Origin of the sequence: Pseudomonas sp. URIL14HWK12:I5, from assembly GCF_900176445.1 — a bacterium.
GTDB classification, from domain to species: Bacteria; Pseudomonadota; Gammaproteobacteria; order Pseudomonadales; family Pseudomonadaceae; genus Aquipseudomonas; species Aquipseudomonas monteilii.
Genome location: NZ_FWXQ01000010.1, coordinates 76,008 through 89,781, shown reverse-complemented (window position 1 = coordinate 89,781; position 13,774 = coordinate 76,008). Strand labels below are relative to the sequence as shown.

Below are 13,774 nucleotides of genomic sequence, written 5' to 3'. Positions count from 1 at the left end.
TGCGCCCGGGCACCGACGCGGCGGCGCGTATTCCTCTGGCACAGCGACGTGAATCGGCTGCTGAACGTTATTCCTTCCGTGACAACAGCGAGGCCGCCGTCGGCAAACCCTGTCCGCGGGAAATCATGCTTGCCTTCTTCTCGCTCGTCTCGGCGGGGTGACGCCTATGCCTTCATCTTCGACCAGCAGGGGCTTATGGCCGGAGTCAGCATCGAGGGAACCAAGATATCCAGAATCAAGCGCTGAGCAGTGTGACGCTTCGTCATGGCTTGCGAGCAAGATCATGGATCCGGGGATTTCGAACTGAGCCGACGTGAAAAGCAAGGTAAGCCAGTACAGCGTAGCCAGGCCTGGCTGCGCTGTACTCATGGACTAGATGTACGGCTGGCCACTGAAGCCTCTTGGGAGACGCTGCAGGCCGGGCATTTTAGCAAGTCTTTCCAACCAAAAAGCACGCCAGCCAAGCTTCTCATGGGGTTTCAGCAACTTCCGGGCGGCTCTGCGCGCAGCGTTTCGCATGTCCTTACGGGCACTCTGGAATACCTCGGTGACTCTGCAGTTGCGGCACTTCACGCGGCCGGGCTGGTCAGTGCAAAGGAGGTTGGTGCCATGGCGGCCGCAGGCCAAGTGGCCGTCGACTTTGAAGTGAGTGATCATGGGCTGATTTCCTGGTCGCTCGGATGTGGCACTGTTGTGCCTCACCAAGCGCGCTATAGGGTGTTTGACGACCTCCGCCCCACAGGGATCATGGGGCGCGGGTCGGAACCTGCTCGTTACCTCATCGCATACCTGCTGGCCTGCTCCTGCCATAAAGTCATGGCTAGCCTCCCTTCTTGATTTCCTCCTTGATGTCACCAGTACATTCCTGGAACTCTCCGATCACCTTTTGCATCTTGCCCTTGTTCTCCAGCGATCTGTTTCCGAGCAGCTTCCCAGTGCTTTCCTTGATTTGGCCGGAAACCTGTTTGACTTTGCCTTTCACTTGATCTTCGTTCATGGGGCACGCGCCAACGGTAACGAGAATGAACGGCCGCTGGATGGTGGAACCGGTACACACCGTACTCGTAGCGGTCGGAGTAGGTACTTTGTCAGCAATTGGGGCAGCCGTCAGTGCGTTAGCGCACCCTTCTTTAGCAATAGCGAAATGGCATTTCGGGTGTTGCGACAGGCTACCGCGCTGCCGATTGCACGAAAGAAGCAAAACTCCGACAGGCAAAGCAAGGTCACCAGAGAGTCGCATGTCAAAAAGAGAGAAATTGGCACCGTCGAAAGCGACAACCAATTCCTGACTTGGAGACATCAAAATGACTGACTTCATCCCAACCCCAAACGAAGTGGCAGGCAAAGTGGTGCTGGTAACCGGCGCGGCTAGCGGCATCGGCAAGGCCATCGCCGAGCTCCTTCACAGCCGTGGAGCGAAAGTCATTGCCGAGGATATCGACCCGAAAGTCAACGCGCTTGAGCGTCCCGGCTTGGTTCCTTTCGTCGCCGATATCACCGTTGACGGTTCTGCCGAGCAAGCGGTGGCGTTGGCGGTAGAGAAGTTTGGCAAGCTGGACGTCCTGGTCAATAACGCCGGTCGCATCCTGTACAAGCCGCTCGTCGAAATGACCCGTGAAGATTGGGAATGGCAGATGCAAACCAACGTGACGGGGGCGTTTCTTCACTCCCGAGAGGCGATGAAGGAGATGATGAAGAACAAGAGCGGCGCGATCGTGAACATCGCCTCCTACGCGTCCTACTTCGCATTTCCCGGTATCGCGGCCTATACCGCGTCCAAAGGCGCCTTGGCACAGTTGACTCGTACCCAGGCGCTCGAAGCGATTGAGCACGGCATCCGGGTCAATGCCATTGGCGTGGGGGATGTGGTTACCAACCTGTTGAACCACTTCATGGAAGACGGTCGAGGGTTCCTGCAAGAGCATGGCAAGTCCGCGCCGATCGGTCGAGCTGCAGCACCGGAAGAGATCGCCGAGATAGTCTCTTTCCTGGCTTCCGAGCGCGCCAGCTTTATTGTCGGTTCGGTGGTCATGGCCGATGGCGGCATGAGCGTCCCGGTAGGTTAATCCTTCGCCTTGTCCGCGTTGTGCTGCATTGGCAGCACAACGCGTTTTCTTGCTACCAGACCTGTTCAACGGAGCCGTCATGACCGCACTTCGAAAATCCGACTTCCCTCTCATCGACGTTCGCCAGCATCTTGAAACCGGGCCCATAGTGCTCGTGACCTCAGCCTGGAACGGCGAAAGCAACATCATGACCATGGGCTGGCACATGATGATGCAATTCGATCCAGCCCTTTTTGGCTGCTACATCTGGTCGGGGAACCATAGCTATGAACTGATTCGCAACAGCCAGCAATGCGTGATCAACGTACCCACTCTGGAGCTGGTTGATCAGGTAGTCGCGGTGGGCAACAGTACGGGCGGTGACGTGGACAAGTTTGGTCAGTTCGGTCTTACCGCGACAGCAGCGACGCGGGTTGCAGCGCCGTTGATAGGCGAATGTTATGCCAGCTTCGAATGCCAGCTGTACGACTCGAAGCTGATTGGCGATTACGGCTTGTTCATCTGGGAAGTCGTCAAAGCGCACGTAGATCGCTCCGTGGAGCAGCCCAGAACGCTGCACTACAGGGGAGGCGGTCAATTCATGGTGGCTGGGGAAACCTTGGATTTTCGCCAGCAATTTCGTCCCCAGAACCTCTGACTGGCGTAGCCCACTCACTATTTACGGTATTGAGTGGGCGTGACGCCAACCTCACGTTTGAACACCTGCGAAAAATGGCTTGGGCTGCTGTATCCGATCTCCAAGCCTATATCGATCACGCTCCGATCCGTTTCGACCAGGAGCTGCCGGGCGCGTGCCATCCTCAGTCTGATAAAGAACTGCGACGGGGAATAACCAGCGGCTTTTTTGAACAGCCGGCTGAAGTGGTACTCGCTCATCCCAGCTATTTCGGCCAAGTGCCCGAGATTGAATTCCTCAGCCAGATTCGCCTCCATCGCCGACAGCACGCGGCGCAGCTTGTAAGCAGGCAATGCGTTGCGGCGCACGATATCGTCCGCTGAGCTGTCCAGGTAGCTGCGGGCAAGGTGAATGGCGATGCACTGGGCCAGACCTTGCAGATAAAGAGGACTAGCCCTGTGCCCCGTCAGCTCCAGGCGAACTTGCTCCAGTAGAACGGACAACCCATCGTCACGCCCGCCTGAGACCTCACGTAGTCGAACCGCTTCCACAGACCCGCCCAAGACCTCATGGATGGCTTTTTCCAAAAGCGGGATGCCGAGGTAGATATGCATGACTTCAAATGGTTCTGCACCGACTACGTTCCAGCGCATCTCGTAAGGCTGTGCCGAGGTAGTCAAGAAGAAATCACCTTTGGACACCTGGCTACATTGCCAGTCGCCGTCAAGCTCACGCTCCTGAACGGCAGCATTCCCGGAGATGATCCACACGAGCAAGGGCTCAGCTACGGCGGGCACGATAAAGCTCTCTTCCTTACGCTCCCGGTTAAAGATCTGCACCAACATATCCCTATCGGCCAGAACGTCCGAGGCGGCAAGCCGCTCACCCCGAATGTAAGCCTCCAAACCGTGGGCTGAAGTCCGCTCTATGACATCCATGGGAATCGTCACCTCAGTTAGTACGTCGGCACACACGAGCCATCTCGGGCATTGGTCTCACAGGGTGGACTTGAAGTTCAAGCCTGGGCTTTCAACAGTGAAGGCCGTTCGCGGCCCCGTAGGGGATGTAAAAATCCGCTCTGGCTGCGTGCTCTGAAAGGTAAATGTCGAAAAAAAAGCCGGAATGTCTCCATTCCGGCCGGCCCCTCAACGCTCGGGATAGAGAATCATCCCTGCGTGATACAGCACGTTGCTTCTAAACTCCCCGTCGGCAGTAAATCCGGTGTCATCCACATACTCGATGTGATCACCCTCTAGCCAGTATCGACCTTGGTACGCGCTTTGTTGTGCTCCGCGGGCTTCGTCATAGCGGCCGCCAGGCAGGAGCTCATGGCGAATGCGTCCGTCAGCCGTCACCCACATGCCAACGTATTTGTCCTGATCTCCAAGTGGTTCACCCATGGTATTTCCTCGCTGTCGACCGGACATTCAGAATGGACTTGCGGTTGGACGCACGATCAGTTCGCTGACATCGACATCCGCAGGCTGTTCTACGGCGTAGGCGATCGCCCGGGCAATCGCCGAGGCTGGAATCGCGATCTCGCGGAACTCGCGCATCTCGGCACGCCCGCCCTCATCGGAAATGCTGTCGGCCAGTTCGGACTCGGTGACGCCTGGGGCAATGACGGTGACCCGGATGTCACCGCCCACCTCCTGACGCAAGCCCTCGGAAATGGCTCGTACGGCATATTTGGTGGCGCAGTACACCGCAGCGGTCGGGCTCACCGCGTAGGCTCCAATCGAGGCAATATTGATGATCTGACCGGCGCGCTGTTCTTGCATGAGCGGCAGCGTTGCGGCAATGCCGTGCAGGACGCCGCGAATGTTCACATCGATCATCCGATTCCACTCATCTACCTTGAGCGCTTCGAGTTTCGAAAGCGGCATGACGCCGGCATTGTTGATCAGCACGTCGACGCGTCCGTGCAGTTCGACAGCGAAGTCGATAAAGGACTGCATGTCATCCAGGTTGGTAACATCCAGCGCCAGGACATCAGCGACACCGCCTGCTGAACGAATCTCCCTGGCCAGCGTTTCCAGGCGATCGGTGCGGCGGGCGCCCAGGACCACGCGAGCGCCTTTGCTGGCAAGCAGGCGGGCTGTCGCTTCGCCGATACCACTGCTGGCGCCGGTGATCACGATGACTTTTTGTTCGATGCCGTGCATTTTCGTACTCCTGTTTCTGGCTTGAGGGGGCCACCGCCGACAGGCAGGTGGTGAAGCAAGAGTAAGAAGCCTTGGCTGGGCTGGGTTATCCGATTCCTGCGGTCAACATGCACGATCCTGCGTAAGCGGTCGGCGGTAGAGGTCATGCGATGTCAGCGGGCAAAAGGCAAACATGCTTATCTATCTCATCGAACGTAAACCACCCTACCGAGAGCCCGGCCCGGCGGGCTCTCGCATTTGAAGGGTGTCCATTAGCATCTACCCAAAAGGCTGCAGACCCATTTATTCTCTGCAACAGAACAAGCCTGACGGGAGGTAATGGCAGTGGATGATAGGGACGAAGAGCTGACGCGTCTGAGGGCCGAGCTAGCATCAACCATGCATCGTTATGCTCCCACCTACGGTGTGTTTCAGACGGGCATTGCTCCGCTGCATTTCATACGCAGTGATACACCCACCGATGTGATCCACACTGTACATAAGCCGGGGCTATGCATCGTTGTGCAGGGCCGTAAACAGGTGCAGTTGTGGGAAGAAAGCTATGTCTACGACCCTTTGAACTATCTGGTCGTCTCGGTAACCCTGCCTCTAGCGGGTCAAGTGACAGAGGCATCCTCAGAAACGCCCTATTTCTGCATCCGCCTGGATATCGATCCAGCAGAAATCGCTCAGCTCGTCGCAGACGTCAGTCCTATCGGCGTGCCGAGCCAACAGCCCCACCGAGGACTATATCTGGATAAGATCGACAGCTCGTTGCTTGATGCAGTGCTGCGATTGGTACGTCTGTTGGATGTGCCATCGGATATCCCAGCGTTGGCGCCGCTAGCACTAAGAGAAATTTTCTACCGACTGCTCAAAAGCCAGCAGGGTCAGCGTTTACATGAGATAGCCATTACCGATAGCCAGACCCATCGCGTTACTCGGGCCATTGAGTGGCTGAACAACAATTATGCACAGCCATTGCACATTGATGAGCTAGCGAGCTATGTCAATTTGAGTAATTCGACGCTTCACCACCGATTCAAGGCTGTCACCGCAATGAGTCCTTTGCAGTATCAAAAACAACTTCGCCTGCAGCATGCACGCAGGTTGATGATTTCAGAGGGTCTGGATGTTTCTACAGCCGGATTCAAGGTGGGCTATGAAAGTCCGTCACAATTCAGCCGTGAATACAGCCGGATGTTTGGGGCCCCACCGAGCCGAGATATCGCGAAGCTTCGGTCTCTCGGGTAAGGTGCTGTGAAGGCTTGGCTAAAACAACCCTGATGGCGGACGCCGAGCATCCCAGCCCAGACATTGCAAGATTTAGCTAAGATGACTGCCCTGGCTTGTGTTTTTTGATCTGGATATTTCATGCTGACCGCCCTGCTGTTCGACCTCGACGGAACCCTCACCGACACCGATACCCTGCACCTGCAGGCCTTCCGTCAGCTGCTGCGTGAGCAGGATGGCCGCGAGCTTAGCCAGGCGCAGTTCGATGCCCAGGTCAGCGGCCGCGCCAACGGCGAGCTGTTCGCCGAGCTGTTCAGCGACGCCAGCGCCGAACAGTGCAAGGCGCTGGCCGACCGCAAGGAAGCGCTGTTCCGCAACATGTCGCCTTCCCTTGAACCAATGCCGGGCCTGCTACGCTTGCTGGCACATGCCCAGGCGCGCAGCATCGGCATGTGCGTGGTCACCAACGCACCACGGCTGAATGCCGAGCACATGTTGAATGCCATGGGCCTTGGCCAGCGCTTCGCGCATGTGCTGGTGGCCGAGGAACTGGCGCGGCCCAAGCCAGACCCGCTGCCCTACCTTACCGGGCTGCAGCGGCTGGGCGCCGAAGCCACGCAAGCACTGGCCTTCGAGGATTCATTACCAGGCGTGGCTGCGGCCAGTGGCGCAGGCATCTTCACCGTAGGCGTGGCCACGACGCAGACGCCGGAGCGCTTGTTCGCGGCGGGTGCCAGGCTGGTTGTGAATGACTTCGATGACCCGGCGTTGTGGGCATTGATCGAATCCATGCAGTGACCGCCCAAGGCCGCCCATGCTGATCGACGAAGAACTCACCCTCAAAAAGCTGGAAACCTTCCTCGCCTTCATGCGCAGCGGCAACCTCGGCCGCGCCGCTGCCGAGCTGTCCACCAGTGCGGTCAGTGTGCATCGCGCCATCCACTCACTGGAAAGCGCCCTGCGCTGCCCATTGTTCAAGCACGAAGGCCGCCAACTGATCCCGCTGGAAAGTGCTTACGTGCTGGAAAAGAAGGCCCGACAGCTGATCCAGGACGCTGAGCAGATGGTGCGCCAGACCCGTGAGGCCGCCGGCTTCTATGCAGAGCGCTTCCGCCTGGGCGCGCTCTATTCGCTAACCGTGAAGACCGTGCCCAAGCTGGTCATGGGCCTGAAACTGCGCCGCAGCGAACTGAACATAGACCTGACCCTGGGCTCTAACATCGACTTGCTGCAACGCCTGAAGAACCACGAACTGGAGGCCATTCTGGTCTCCCTTGATGAAAGCGTCAGCGACCCGGCCTGCGAGCAGTTGCCGCTGTTCTCCGACGATATCTTCCTCGCGGTCCCCACTGACTCGCCTTTCGCCGAGCAAGCCGAGGTGGACCTGGCCGACCTGGCCGACTCCACGTTCATTACCCTGACCCAGGGCTTCGCCACCCACCGCGATGGCGCACGGGTGTTCCAGCAGGCCGGCTTTGAACCGAAGGTGGCCATGCAGGTGAACGATATCTTCACATTGCTGAGCATGGTCAGCTCGGGAGTGGGCTTTGCCCTGCTGCCCGGGCGCATCGCCGCGGTATACGAGAACCGCGTCAGGTTGATTGCCTTGAAGCCGCAATATCGCTTGCAGCAGCATATCGGTGTGGTGTTTCTGAAAGCCCGGGAGCGGGAGCCGAACCTGCTGGCGTTGCTGGCGGAGTGCCGGATGTACAGCCTGGAGCGATAAGCCAGTGTGCGGCATGCCGACCTTGCTGCCACGGCACCAACGCCGAAACCTCAAACCGACAATGCCCGCTGCACCTCGCCCACGGTAGTCGCCAGACTGTTCAGGTGCAGGTTCAACACCCGCTCGACCGGCGCCTGGTCCAGTGGCCAGTGCAAGGCAATGCTCCCGGCCAGGTGCCCTTCGGCATGCACCGGCAAGGCGATGGCGCGAATCAGGAACGGCAACCGCACCGGATACTCCCAGTGCCCTTCAGTCCGCTGGCCAAAGCCGTTGTGTGCGTCTTCCTCGATATTGCGCAGCACCGTGTCATCGCGCAGCCGCTCATGGGCCGCCAAGCGCTGCACTTCGTCCTCCGCCAGCTCACCCAGGCAGGCCCGCCCCATCGCCGAATGGAACAGGCTGGCATGGTGCCCAACAATTTGGCAGGTGTGCGGGTAGCGCTTGCGCAACACTTGGGGGATGGCACTCTCCATCACCTCCAGCCGTTCGCCGTCAAAGCACGACAGGTCTGCTACCAGCCCGGTGCGTTCGCTCAGCTCCAGCAGCATGGGCGCAGCGCTTTCCACCAGGCGTCGCTTGAAACGCAACTGGCGGTCGCCGAACAGGCGCCGCGCGCACAGCCGGTAGCGCCGGTCGCTCAGGCCACGGTACACCCAGCCTTGCTCCTGCAAGGTGGCAAGCATGCGCGATACCGTGGCCTTGGGCAGCGCCGTCAGGTAATGCAGTTCCTCCAGGCCCAGCGCCTGGTGTTCGCCCAACAGGTCGACAATGGCCAACGCCCGTTCCACGGAACGCACGCCGCCACTGTCTGCCGTGATGCCCATGGTTTTGACCTCCTTGTAGCGGGATGGTCAGCATAGCCAGCAAGATCCGCGCCTGCCCGGTGCTTTCATGACGCCTGCAGGCACTGGGGTGGGCAACGCTCCACCCACCGGGTGAGCTGTTCGTGGGCATACGCCAACTGCAACACCGCATGGTCAGCCTGGGCCGGGCCTATGATTTGCAGGCCCATGGGCAACCCGGCAGCACTGAACCCGACCGGTACGCTGATGCTCGGCAAGCCGGCCAGGGTCGGTCCGATCACCACCTCCATCCAGCGGTGGTAGGTGTCCATCGCCCGCCCCCCAACCACCGTCGGCCATGGCTGGCGTGCATCGAAAGGGAACACCTGGGCCGATGGCAACAGCAAAAAATCGTAACGTTCGAACAGATGGGCCAAAGCTCGGTACCAGTCGCTGCGGTCCAGCGAAGCCTGGTACAGCGCTGCCGCACTCAGTTGCAAACCCCCTTCCACTTCCCACTGTGCCTCAGGCTTGAGCCGTGCGCGCTTGTTCGGGTCGGCATAGGCCGCGCCGAGGTTGCCGTGCACCAGGAAGTGGCGATGGGTCAGCCAGCATTCCCACAACCGCGCGAGGTCGAATGCCGGCTGGCAAGCCTCCACCCGACAGCCCAGTTCGGCAAAGTCGGCCAGCGCCGACTCGCACAGGCTCATCACCCCGTCATCCATGGGCAGGTAGCCGTTGTAATCACCCAGCCAGCCGCCCCGTACACCCCGGAAATCACGCTGCAAACCGGCAGCAAAATCCCGCCGACCTTCGCTCAGCGACAGGGGTACCCGTGCGTCGACGCCAGCCTGTATCGACAGCAACCGCGCCACGTCAACCACGCTGCGGCCCATGGGCCCCTCGGTGGCCAGCTGCTGCACGAACAGTTCGGGCGCCGGCCCATGGGGCACTCGGCCCTGTGAGGGGCGCAGGCCGAACACATTGTTGAACGCCGCCGGGTTGCGCAGCGAGCCCATCATGTCGCTCCCGTCGGCGACCGGCAGCAGGCGCATGGCCAGCGCCGCTGCCGCCCCGCCACTGCTGCCACCGGCCACACGCTGCGGGTCGTAGGCATTGGTGGTGGTGCCGAACAGGGTGTTGTAGGTTTGCGAGCCGAGGCCGAACTCGGGCACGTTACTCTTGCCCACGATCAGCGCCCCGCTCGCCCGCACCCGCGCAACACTGATCGCGTCCTGCTCGGGTACCTGTTCGGCAAACAAGGGGGAGCCAAGGGTGGTGCGCAGCCCGGCAGTGGCTGCCAGGTCCTTGATCGCCTGCGGCATGCCATGCATCCAACCTCGTGAATGGCCACGGGCCAGTTCACGGTCACGCTCATCGGCCTCGGCCAGCAGCGCTTCGGCCGGGCGCAGTGACACCAGCGCATTGACTACAGGGTTGCAGCGTTCAATGTGCAGCAGGTAGGCCTGCATCACGTCCCGACACGACACCTGGCGGGCATGGATAGCCTGGGACAATGCATCGGCATCGAGGGCTACGATGGGGTCGATGGCTAGCGGCTTCACGGTTTCACTCCAAGGTTGAAGTTGGCAGACTTGGCCACCCGAGGTGCTTCTTTCAGGCAGTAGGTACCCAGCAGTGTCAGCAGGCAGGCGAACAGCACATAGAACGCAGGCGCCACCGGGGTGCCAAGCACCTTGCTCAGCCAGGTCACGATCAACGGGGCAAAGCCGCCGAACACCATCACTGCCACGTTATAGGCCACCGACACACCGGTGGAGCGCACCTCGACCGGGAACTGCTCGGCCAATGCAGTGGGTGCCGGGCCGAAGAAGCCGCCGATGGTGGTGCACAGCAGCAGTTGCATGATCAGCAGGCGCTCCACGGACGGCGCTGCGGCCACCCAAACATACAGCGGGTAGACCATCACGAAGAACGCCAAGGTGAAGGCCATCAGAACCGGGCGCCTGCCCAGCCGGTCCGACAGCGCGCCAGACAACGGAATCACAACGGTCATCAGCCCCACGGCCAGCATCTGCACCAGCAGCACCTGGTCCAGCGGCAGCCCGAGATTCTTGTGGGCGAAGGTCGGCATGTTCACCAGCACCACGTAGAACGACACCGTCGCGCCACAGGCCAGGCCCATCGACACCAGCAGGCTGCGCCGGTGCTCACGCAACACCTGCCACAGGCTGGGCGAGTGGCCCTTGGCCTGGCGGCGCGCTTCGACGAACTCTTCCGGCTCCTCCATATGCTTGCGAATCCACAGCCCCACCGGGCCGATCAGCAGGCCGAGCACGAACGGAATGCGCCAGCCCCAGCTGTCCAGTGCCTCAGGCGAACACAGGTGCGTCACCAGGGCGACCATTGCCGCCCCGGAAAACACCGCCAGGCACTGCCCCACCAGTTGCCACGAACCATACAGACCCTTGCGGTGGGCCGGCGCGCTTTCCACCAGAAACGCTGTCGCGCTGGCGTATTCGCCACCGGTAGCGAAGCCCTGCAGCATACGCGCCACCACGATCAGCATCGGCGCGGCCATGCCAATGGCCAGGTAATCGGGGGCAAAAGCGATCATGGCGATCGACACGGTCATCAGCCGGATGATCATCTGCATGGCCGCCTTGCGGCCCTTGCGATCGGAATACATGCCCAGCAACACACCACCCACCGGGCGCATGAAAAAGCCGACGCCAAAGGTGGCCAGGGCCATCAGCAGCGAGGCGTACTCATCGTCGGACGGGAAAAACTGCCGGGCAATGATGCTGGCCAGAAAGCCATACACGATAAAGTCATACCACTCCAGGGCGTTGCCGATAACGGCAGCGACCACCTGCCGGGTACGCGACACGCCAGTGCTCGAAGTCTGCATAGGGGAACACTCCACACAATGATTGGGTGATCACCCGGGCACGGTCGCACCCGGGTTCCAGCGGCAGTCGTAAATGGGAAAGTCAGGCGGGTGCGAGCCAGCGCTCTGCCAGCGCGCCCCAGTAGGCGGCGCCGGTCAGCAGGATGTCGTCGTTGAAGTCGTAGGCCGGGTTGTGCACCATCGGCCGCGATACCCCATTGCCGATGAACAGGTAGGCACCCGGGCAACGTTGCAGCATCCAGGCGAAGTCTTCGCTGCCCATCAGCTTGCGGGTGTTGGCATCCACCGCCTCGGCACCCAGCAGTTCCACCCCGACCTGCGTGGCGAAGGCGTTCTCTGCGCCATGGTTGACCAGCACCGGGTAAGCCGGACGGTGTTCGATGCTGGCACTGCAGCCAAAGCTTTCGGCCTGGCTGACGATGATCGCCCGCACCCGTTCCAGGGTCTGTGCCCGCACCTCGGCGTTCAGAGCGCGCAGGCTAAGGCGCAGCAACGCCTGCTGCGGGATCACGTTGGCCGCTTCACCGGCCTGCAGCGCACCCACCGTGACAACAGCCGCCTCCTGCGCATCGATATTACGCGCCACCACGGTTTGCAGTGCCATCACCACACTGGCCGCCGCCACCAGCGGGTCGATGGTCAGGTGCGGCATCGAACCATGGCCGCCAACCCCGTCGATTGTCACCGTCAGCAAGTCTTGCGAGGCCATCATCGGGCCCTCGCGAAAACCCAGGTGCCCGGCTGGCAGGCCCGGCATGTTGTGCATGCCGAACAGGGCATCGCAAGGGAAGCGCTCCAGCAGGCCGTCGGCCAGCATCGCCTCGGCGCCGCCCTGGCCCTCCTCGGCCGGCTGGAAGATCAGCGTCAGCGTGCCGTCGAACTGCCGGGTCGCCGCCAGGTACCGCGCGGCGCCGAGCAGCATGGTGGTGTGACCGTCATGGCCGCAGGCGTGCATGCAACCCTGGTGCTGGCTGCTGTACGTCGCGCCCGTGGCCTCGTGGATGGGCAGCGCGTCCATGTCGGCGCGCAGGCCCAGACGGCGTGAGCTGCTGCCATTGCGTAACACGCCGACCACGCCAGTCTTGCCGATGCCGGTGTGCACCTCATAGCCCCACGCCTCAAGCAACTGGGCGACCAGTGCAGACGTGCGGTTTTCTTCAAAACCCAGTTCCGGGTGAGCGTGGATATCGTGACGGATCGCGTGCAGCTCGCTGGCCACATCGTCAAGCCAGGCCAGGATGTGCTGATGTCGGGACATGTGGAGTCTCCTCGCGCGGGTGGTTTCCCGTTCTTGTTGTTCGCCTTGAGGTCACGACGGCTGAGGCAGGTCGTGCTTGCGAACAGATAAGCGCGAGGAGCGATGAAGCACAATCGAATCTGGTTTCACAGCGTGGAACCGAAAGCGCCGATCAGGGCCGCCATTGCTTGCAACGGCAAGCACTACTTCATGGCGGGGAGGCGAACCAATAATATTTGTTCTGGCAAGGGTTCGAGAATGGCCGATTCCCGGCCGCGTAATCGGTTCCAGCCGGTGGCTTCCTTGATGGACTCTATTACCAACTTGCCAAGTGGCAATCTATTCGCTGTGGCTTCCTGATAAGTCGATTTTACATCGTTGAACAGCTGCCTCAGCTTGCCCACTCCGGCGAGAGACCCTGCGGCTATTCCGGCCCCGGTCACCAGTTCAGCCCCCACTGACTCAAAGGGCGCTGAAAAAGCGAACACCGCACTGGGTGCCTTGACGATGGTACCCGCCAGGCCGCCCATAAATATCATTGCATTATTGGTACGGCTTGAATTGTTGAACTCCTTGGGTATTGGCGTTCCGTTAGCCTTGGCAATTGAACGTTTGACGATTGCTTTGGATGCCTTGTTCAGTGAAGACAACATGCCTACCGTTCCCCAAACAAGTCCTGTTGCTTGCCCGACTACCCGTGTGGGCGAATGACCATCACGGTCGACCTTGTTAATCGGGTCCCCCATGCAGTAGGCATAGGCATTAAGCCCTCCATGACCAAACGGGCTGAATACGTCCGGGCTGTGAAAGCGCATTGTCCCGGTGTGATAGGCACGCTTGCCGTTGCCAAGTAGATAACCCTGCGGCAGAAGCGCGCCGGCCTCTCCGGCAAAGGCCAACAGCGGGCAGCCCTTGCCCCCCTGATAGCCATAGGGTGTATAGGGCTGTAACGGGAAGTTATTACTTGCGTGCACGGAGGCCTGTTGGTCAATGGCCAATAAATATGAAGTTCGCATGTTTTTCAGTTCCTGTTAGTGTTACTTGCCCCTTCACACTAACCCCATCACCCTTAATCAATAACTCGCAGATTTGCTGAGC

General features: G+C 60.3%; 15 protein-coding genes and 1 pseudogene. 6 read left to right on the top strand and 10 right to left on the bottom strand.

Annotation, left to right across the window (positions count from 1 at the left end):
• Positions 1-153: 153 nt before the first annotated feature.
• Positions 154-246 (top strand): annotated as a pseudogene (locus B9A31_RS27595) (twin-arginine translocation pathway signal protein); the annotation flags it as partial.
• A 126-nt stretch (positions 247-372) separates the two neighbouring features.
• Here B9A31_RS27595 and B9A31_RS27590 read toward each other — a convergent pair.
• Positions 373-657 (bottom strand): hypothetical protein, encoded by a 285-nt coding sequence (locus tag B9A31_RS27590; protein WP_019099085.1) that lies wholly within the window; start codon positions 655-657, stop codon positions 373-375.
• Positions 658-820: 163 nt separating this feature from the next.
• Positions 821-1,318, bottom strand: a complete 498-nt coding sequence (locus tag B9A31_RS27585) for a CsbD family protein (protein WP_256576279.1) — start codon at positions 1,316-1,318, stop codon at positions 821-823.
• On the opposite strand from B9A31_RS27585, the gene B9A31_RS21735 reads away from it, so the two are divergent.
• Positions 1,305-2,066, top strand: a complete 762-nt coding sequence (locus B9A31_RS21735; protein WP_027609281.1) for an SDR family NAD(P)-dependent oxidoreductase — start codon at positions 1,305-1,307, stop codon at positions 2,064-2,066. The two genes, B9A31_RS27585 and B9A31_RS21735, sit on opposite strands and share 14 nt — an antisense overlap.
• A gap of 79 nt (positions 2,067-2,145) precedes the next feature.
• Positions 2,146-2,703 (top strand): flavin reductase family protein, encoded by a 558-nt coding sequence (locus B9A31_RS21730; RefSeq protein ID WP_019099088.1) that lies wholly within the window; start codon positions 2,146-2,148, stop codon positions 2,701-2,703.
• Positions 2,704-2,720: 17 nt separating this feature from the next.
• On the opposite strand, the gene B9A31_RS21725 is transcribed toward B9A31_RS21730, so the two are convergent.
• The 3 genes from B9A31_RS21725 to B9A31_RS21715 form a co-directional block, all read right to left on the bottom strand.
• The gene (locus tag B9A31_RS21725) at positions 2,721-3,620 is read right to left on the bottom strand and encodes a helix-turn-helix domain-containing protein (protein WP_027615534.1); all 900 of its coding nucleotides are present in this window, start codon (positions 3,618-3,620) and stop codon (positions 2,721-2,723) included.
• Between the two features lie 207 nt (positions 3,621-3,827).
• Complete coding sequence (locus B9A31_RS21720) at positions 3,828-4,082, bottom strand: Atu4866 domain-containing protein (protein WP_019099090.1); 255 nt, start codon at positions 4,080-4,082, stop codon at positions 3,828-3,830.
• A gap of 27 nt (positions 4,083-4,109) precedes the next feature.
• Positions 4,110-4,847 carry an SDR family oxidoreductase gene (locus B9A31_RS21715; protein WP_084297354.1) on the bottom strand — a complete coding sequence of 246 codons (738 nt, stop codon included), beginning with the start codon at positions 4,845-4,847 and terminating at the stop codon, positions 4,110-4,112.
• A gap of 318 nt (positions 4,848-5,165) precedes the next feature.
• Between B9A31_RS21715 and B9A31_RS21710 the strand changes: the two genes are divergently transcribed.
• From B9A31_RS21710 to B9A31_RS21700, 3 genes are all read left to right on the top strand, one after another.
• Positions 5,166-6,080 (top strand): AraC family transcriptional regulator, encoded by a 915-nt coding sequence (locus B9A31_RS21710; protein WP_084297353.1) that lies wholly within the window; start codon positions 5,166-5,168, stop codon positions 6,078-6,080.
• Between the two features lie 120 nt (positions 6,081-6,200).
• The gene (locus B9A31_RS21705; protein ID WP_019099093.1) at positions 6,201-6,857 is read left to right on the top strand and encodes an HAD family hydrolase; all 657 of its coding nucleotides are present in this window, start codon (positions 6,201-6,203) and stop codon (positions 6,855-6,857) included.
• A 16-nt stretch (positions 6,858-6,873) separates the two neighbouring features.
• Positions 6,874-7,785 (top strand): LysR family transcriptional regulator, encoded by a 912-nt coding sequence (locus tag B9A31_RS21700; protein WP_025754161.1) that lies wholly within the window; start codon positions 6,874-6,876, stop codon positions 7,783-7,785.
• 50 nt (positions 7,786-7,835) lie between these two features.
• Here the strand turns inward: B9A31_RS21700 and B9A31_RS21695 are convergent, their stop codons facing one another.
• The 5 genes from B9A31_RS21695 to B9A31_RS21675 all read right to left on the bottom strand — a co-directional run bounded on the left by B9A31_RS21695 (position 7,836) and on the right by B9A31_RS21675 (position 13,692).
• Entirely contained in the window at positions 7,836-8,609 is a 774-nt protein-coding gene (locus tag B9A31_RS21695) for an IclR family transcriptional regulator (protein ID WP_084297352.1), read from the bottom strand.
• 65 nt (positions 8,610-8,674) lie between these two features.
• The gene (locus B9A31_RS21690; RefSeq protein WP_084297351.1) at positions 8,675-10,132 is read right to left on the bottom strand and encodes an amidase; all 1,458 of its coding nucleotides are present in this window, start codon (positions 10,130-10,132) and stop codon (positions 8,675-8,677) included.
• Positions 10,129-11,439 carry a citrate-proton symporter gene (locus B9A31_RS21685; protein ID WP_019099097.1) on the bottom strand — a complete coding sequence of 437 codons (1,311 nt, stop codon included), beginning with the start codon at positions 11,437-11,439 and terminating at the stop codon, positions 10,129-10,131. The genes B9A31_RS21690 and B9A31_RS21685 overlap by 4 nt, the downstream gene beginning before the upstream one ends.
• Positions 11,440-11,521: 82 nt before the next feature.
• Positions 11,522-12,697 carry a M20 aminoacylase family protein gene (locus tag B9A31_RS21680; RefSeq protein ID WP_084297350.1) on the bottom strand — a complete coding sequence of 392 codons (1,176 nt, stop codon included), beginning with the start codon at positions 12,695-12,697 and terminating at the stop codon, positions 11,522-11,524.
• Positions 12,698-12,879: 182 nt separating this feature from the next.
• Positions 12,880-13,692, bottom strand: coding sequence for an RHS repeat-associated core domain-containing protein (locus tag B9A31_RS21675; RefSeq protein ID WP_084297349.1), 813 nt, complete (start codon positions 13,690-13,692; stop codon positions 12,880-12,882).
• Positions 13,693-13,774 lie beyond the last annotated feature (82 nt).

Coding starts and splice junctions, on each gene's coding strand:
- B9A31_RS27585 (WP_256576279.1), bottom strand. CDS start 1,318: ATGAAGTCAGTCATTTTGATGTCTCCAAGTCAGGAATTGGTTGTCGCT.
- B9A31_RS21715 (WP_084297354.1), bottom strand. CDS start 4,847: ATGCACGGCATCGAACAAAAAGTCATCGTGATCACCGGCGCCAGCAGT.
- B9A31_RS21705 (WP_019099093.1), top strand. CDS start 6,201: ATGCTGACCGCCCTGCTGTTCGACCTCGACGGAACCCTCACCGACACC.
- B9A31_RS27590 (WP_019099085.1), bottom strand. CDS start 657: ATGATCACTCACTTCAAAGTCGACGGCCACTTGGCCTGCGGCCGCCAT.
- B9A31_RS21735 (WP_027609281.1), top strand. CDS start 1,305: ATGACTGACTTCATCCCAACCCCAAACGAAGTGGCAGGCAAAGTGGTG.
- B9A31_RS21685 (WP_019099097.1), bottom strand. CDS start 11,439: ATGCAGACTTCGAGCACTGGCGTGTCGCGTACCCGGCAGGTGGTCGCT.
- B9A31_RS21730 (WP_019099088.1), top strand. CDS start 2,146: ATGACCGCACTTCGAAAATCCGACTTCCCTCTCATCGACGTTCGCCAG.
- B9A31_RS21725 (WP_027615534.1), bottom strand. CDS start 3,620: ATGGATGTCATAGAGCGGACTTCAGCCCACGGTTTGGAGGCTTACATT.
- B9A31_RS21700 (WP_025754161.1), top strand. CDS start 6,874: ATGCTGATCGACGAAGAACTCACCCTCAAAAAGCTGGAAACCTTCCTC.
- B9A31_RS21675 (WP_084297349.1), bottom strand. CDS start 13,692: ATGCGAACTTCATATTTATTGGCCATTGACCAACAGGCCTCCGTGCAC.
- B9A31_RS21720 (WP_019099090.1), bottom strand. CDS start 4,082: ATGGGTGAACCACTTGGAGATCAGGACAAATACGTTGGCATGTGGGTG.
- B9A31_RS21680 (WP_084297350.1), bottom strand. CDS start 12,697: ATGTCCCGACATCAGCACATCCTGGCCTGGCTTGACGATGTGGCCAGC.
- B9A31_RS21710 (WP_084297353.1), top strand. CDS start 5,166: ATGGCAGTGGATGATAGGGACGAAGAGCTGACGCGTCTGAGGGCCGAG.
- B9A31_RS21695 (WP_084297352.1), bottom strand. CDS start 8,609: ATGGGCATCACGGCAGACAGTGGCGGCGTGCGTTCCGTGGAACGGGCG.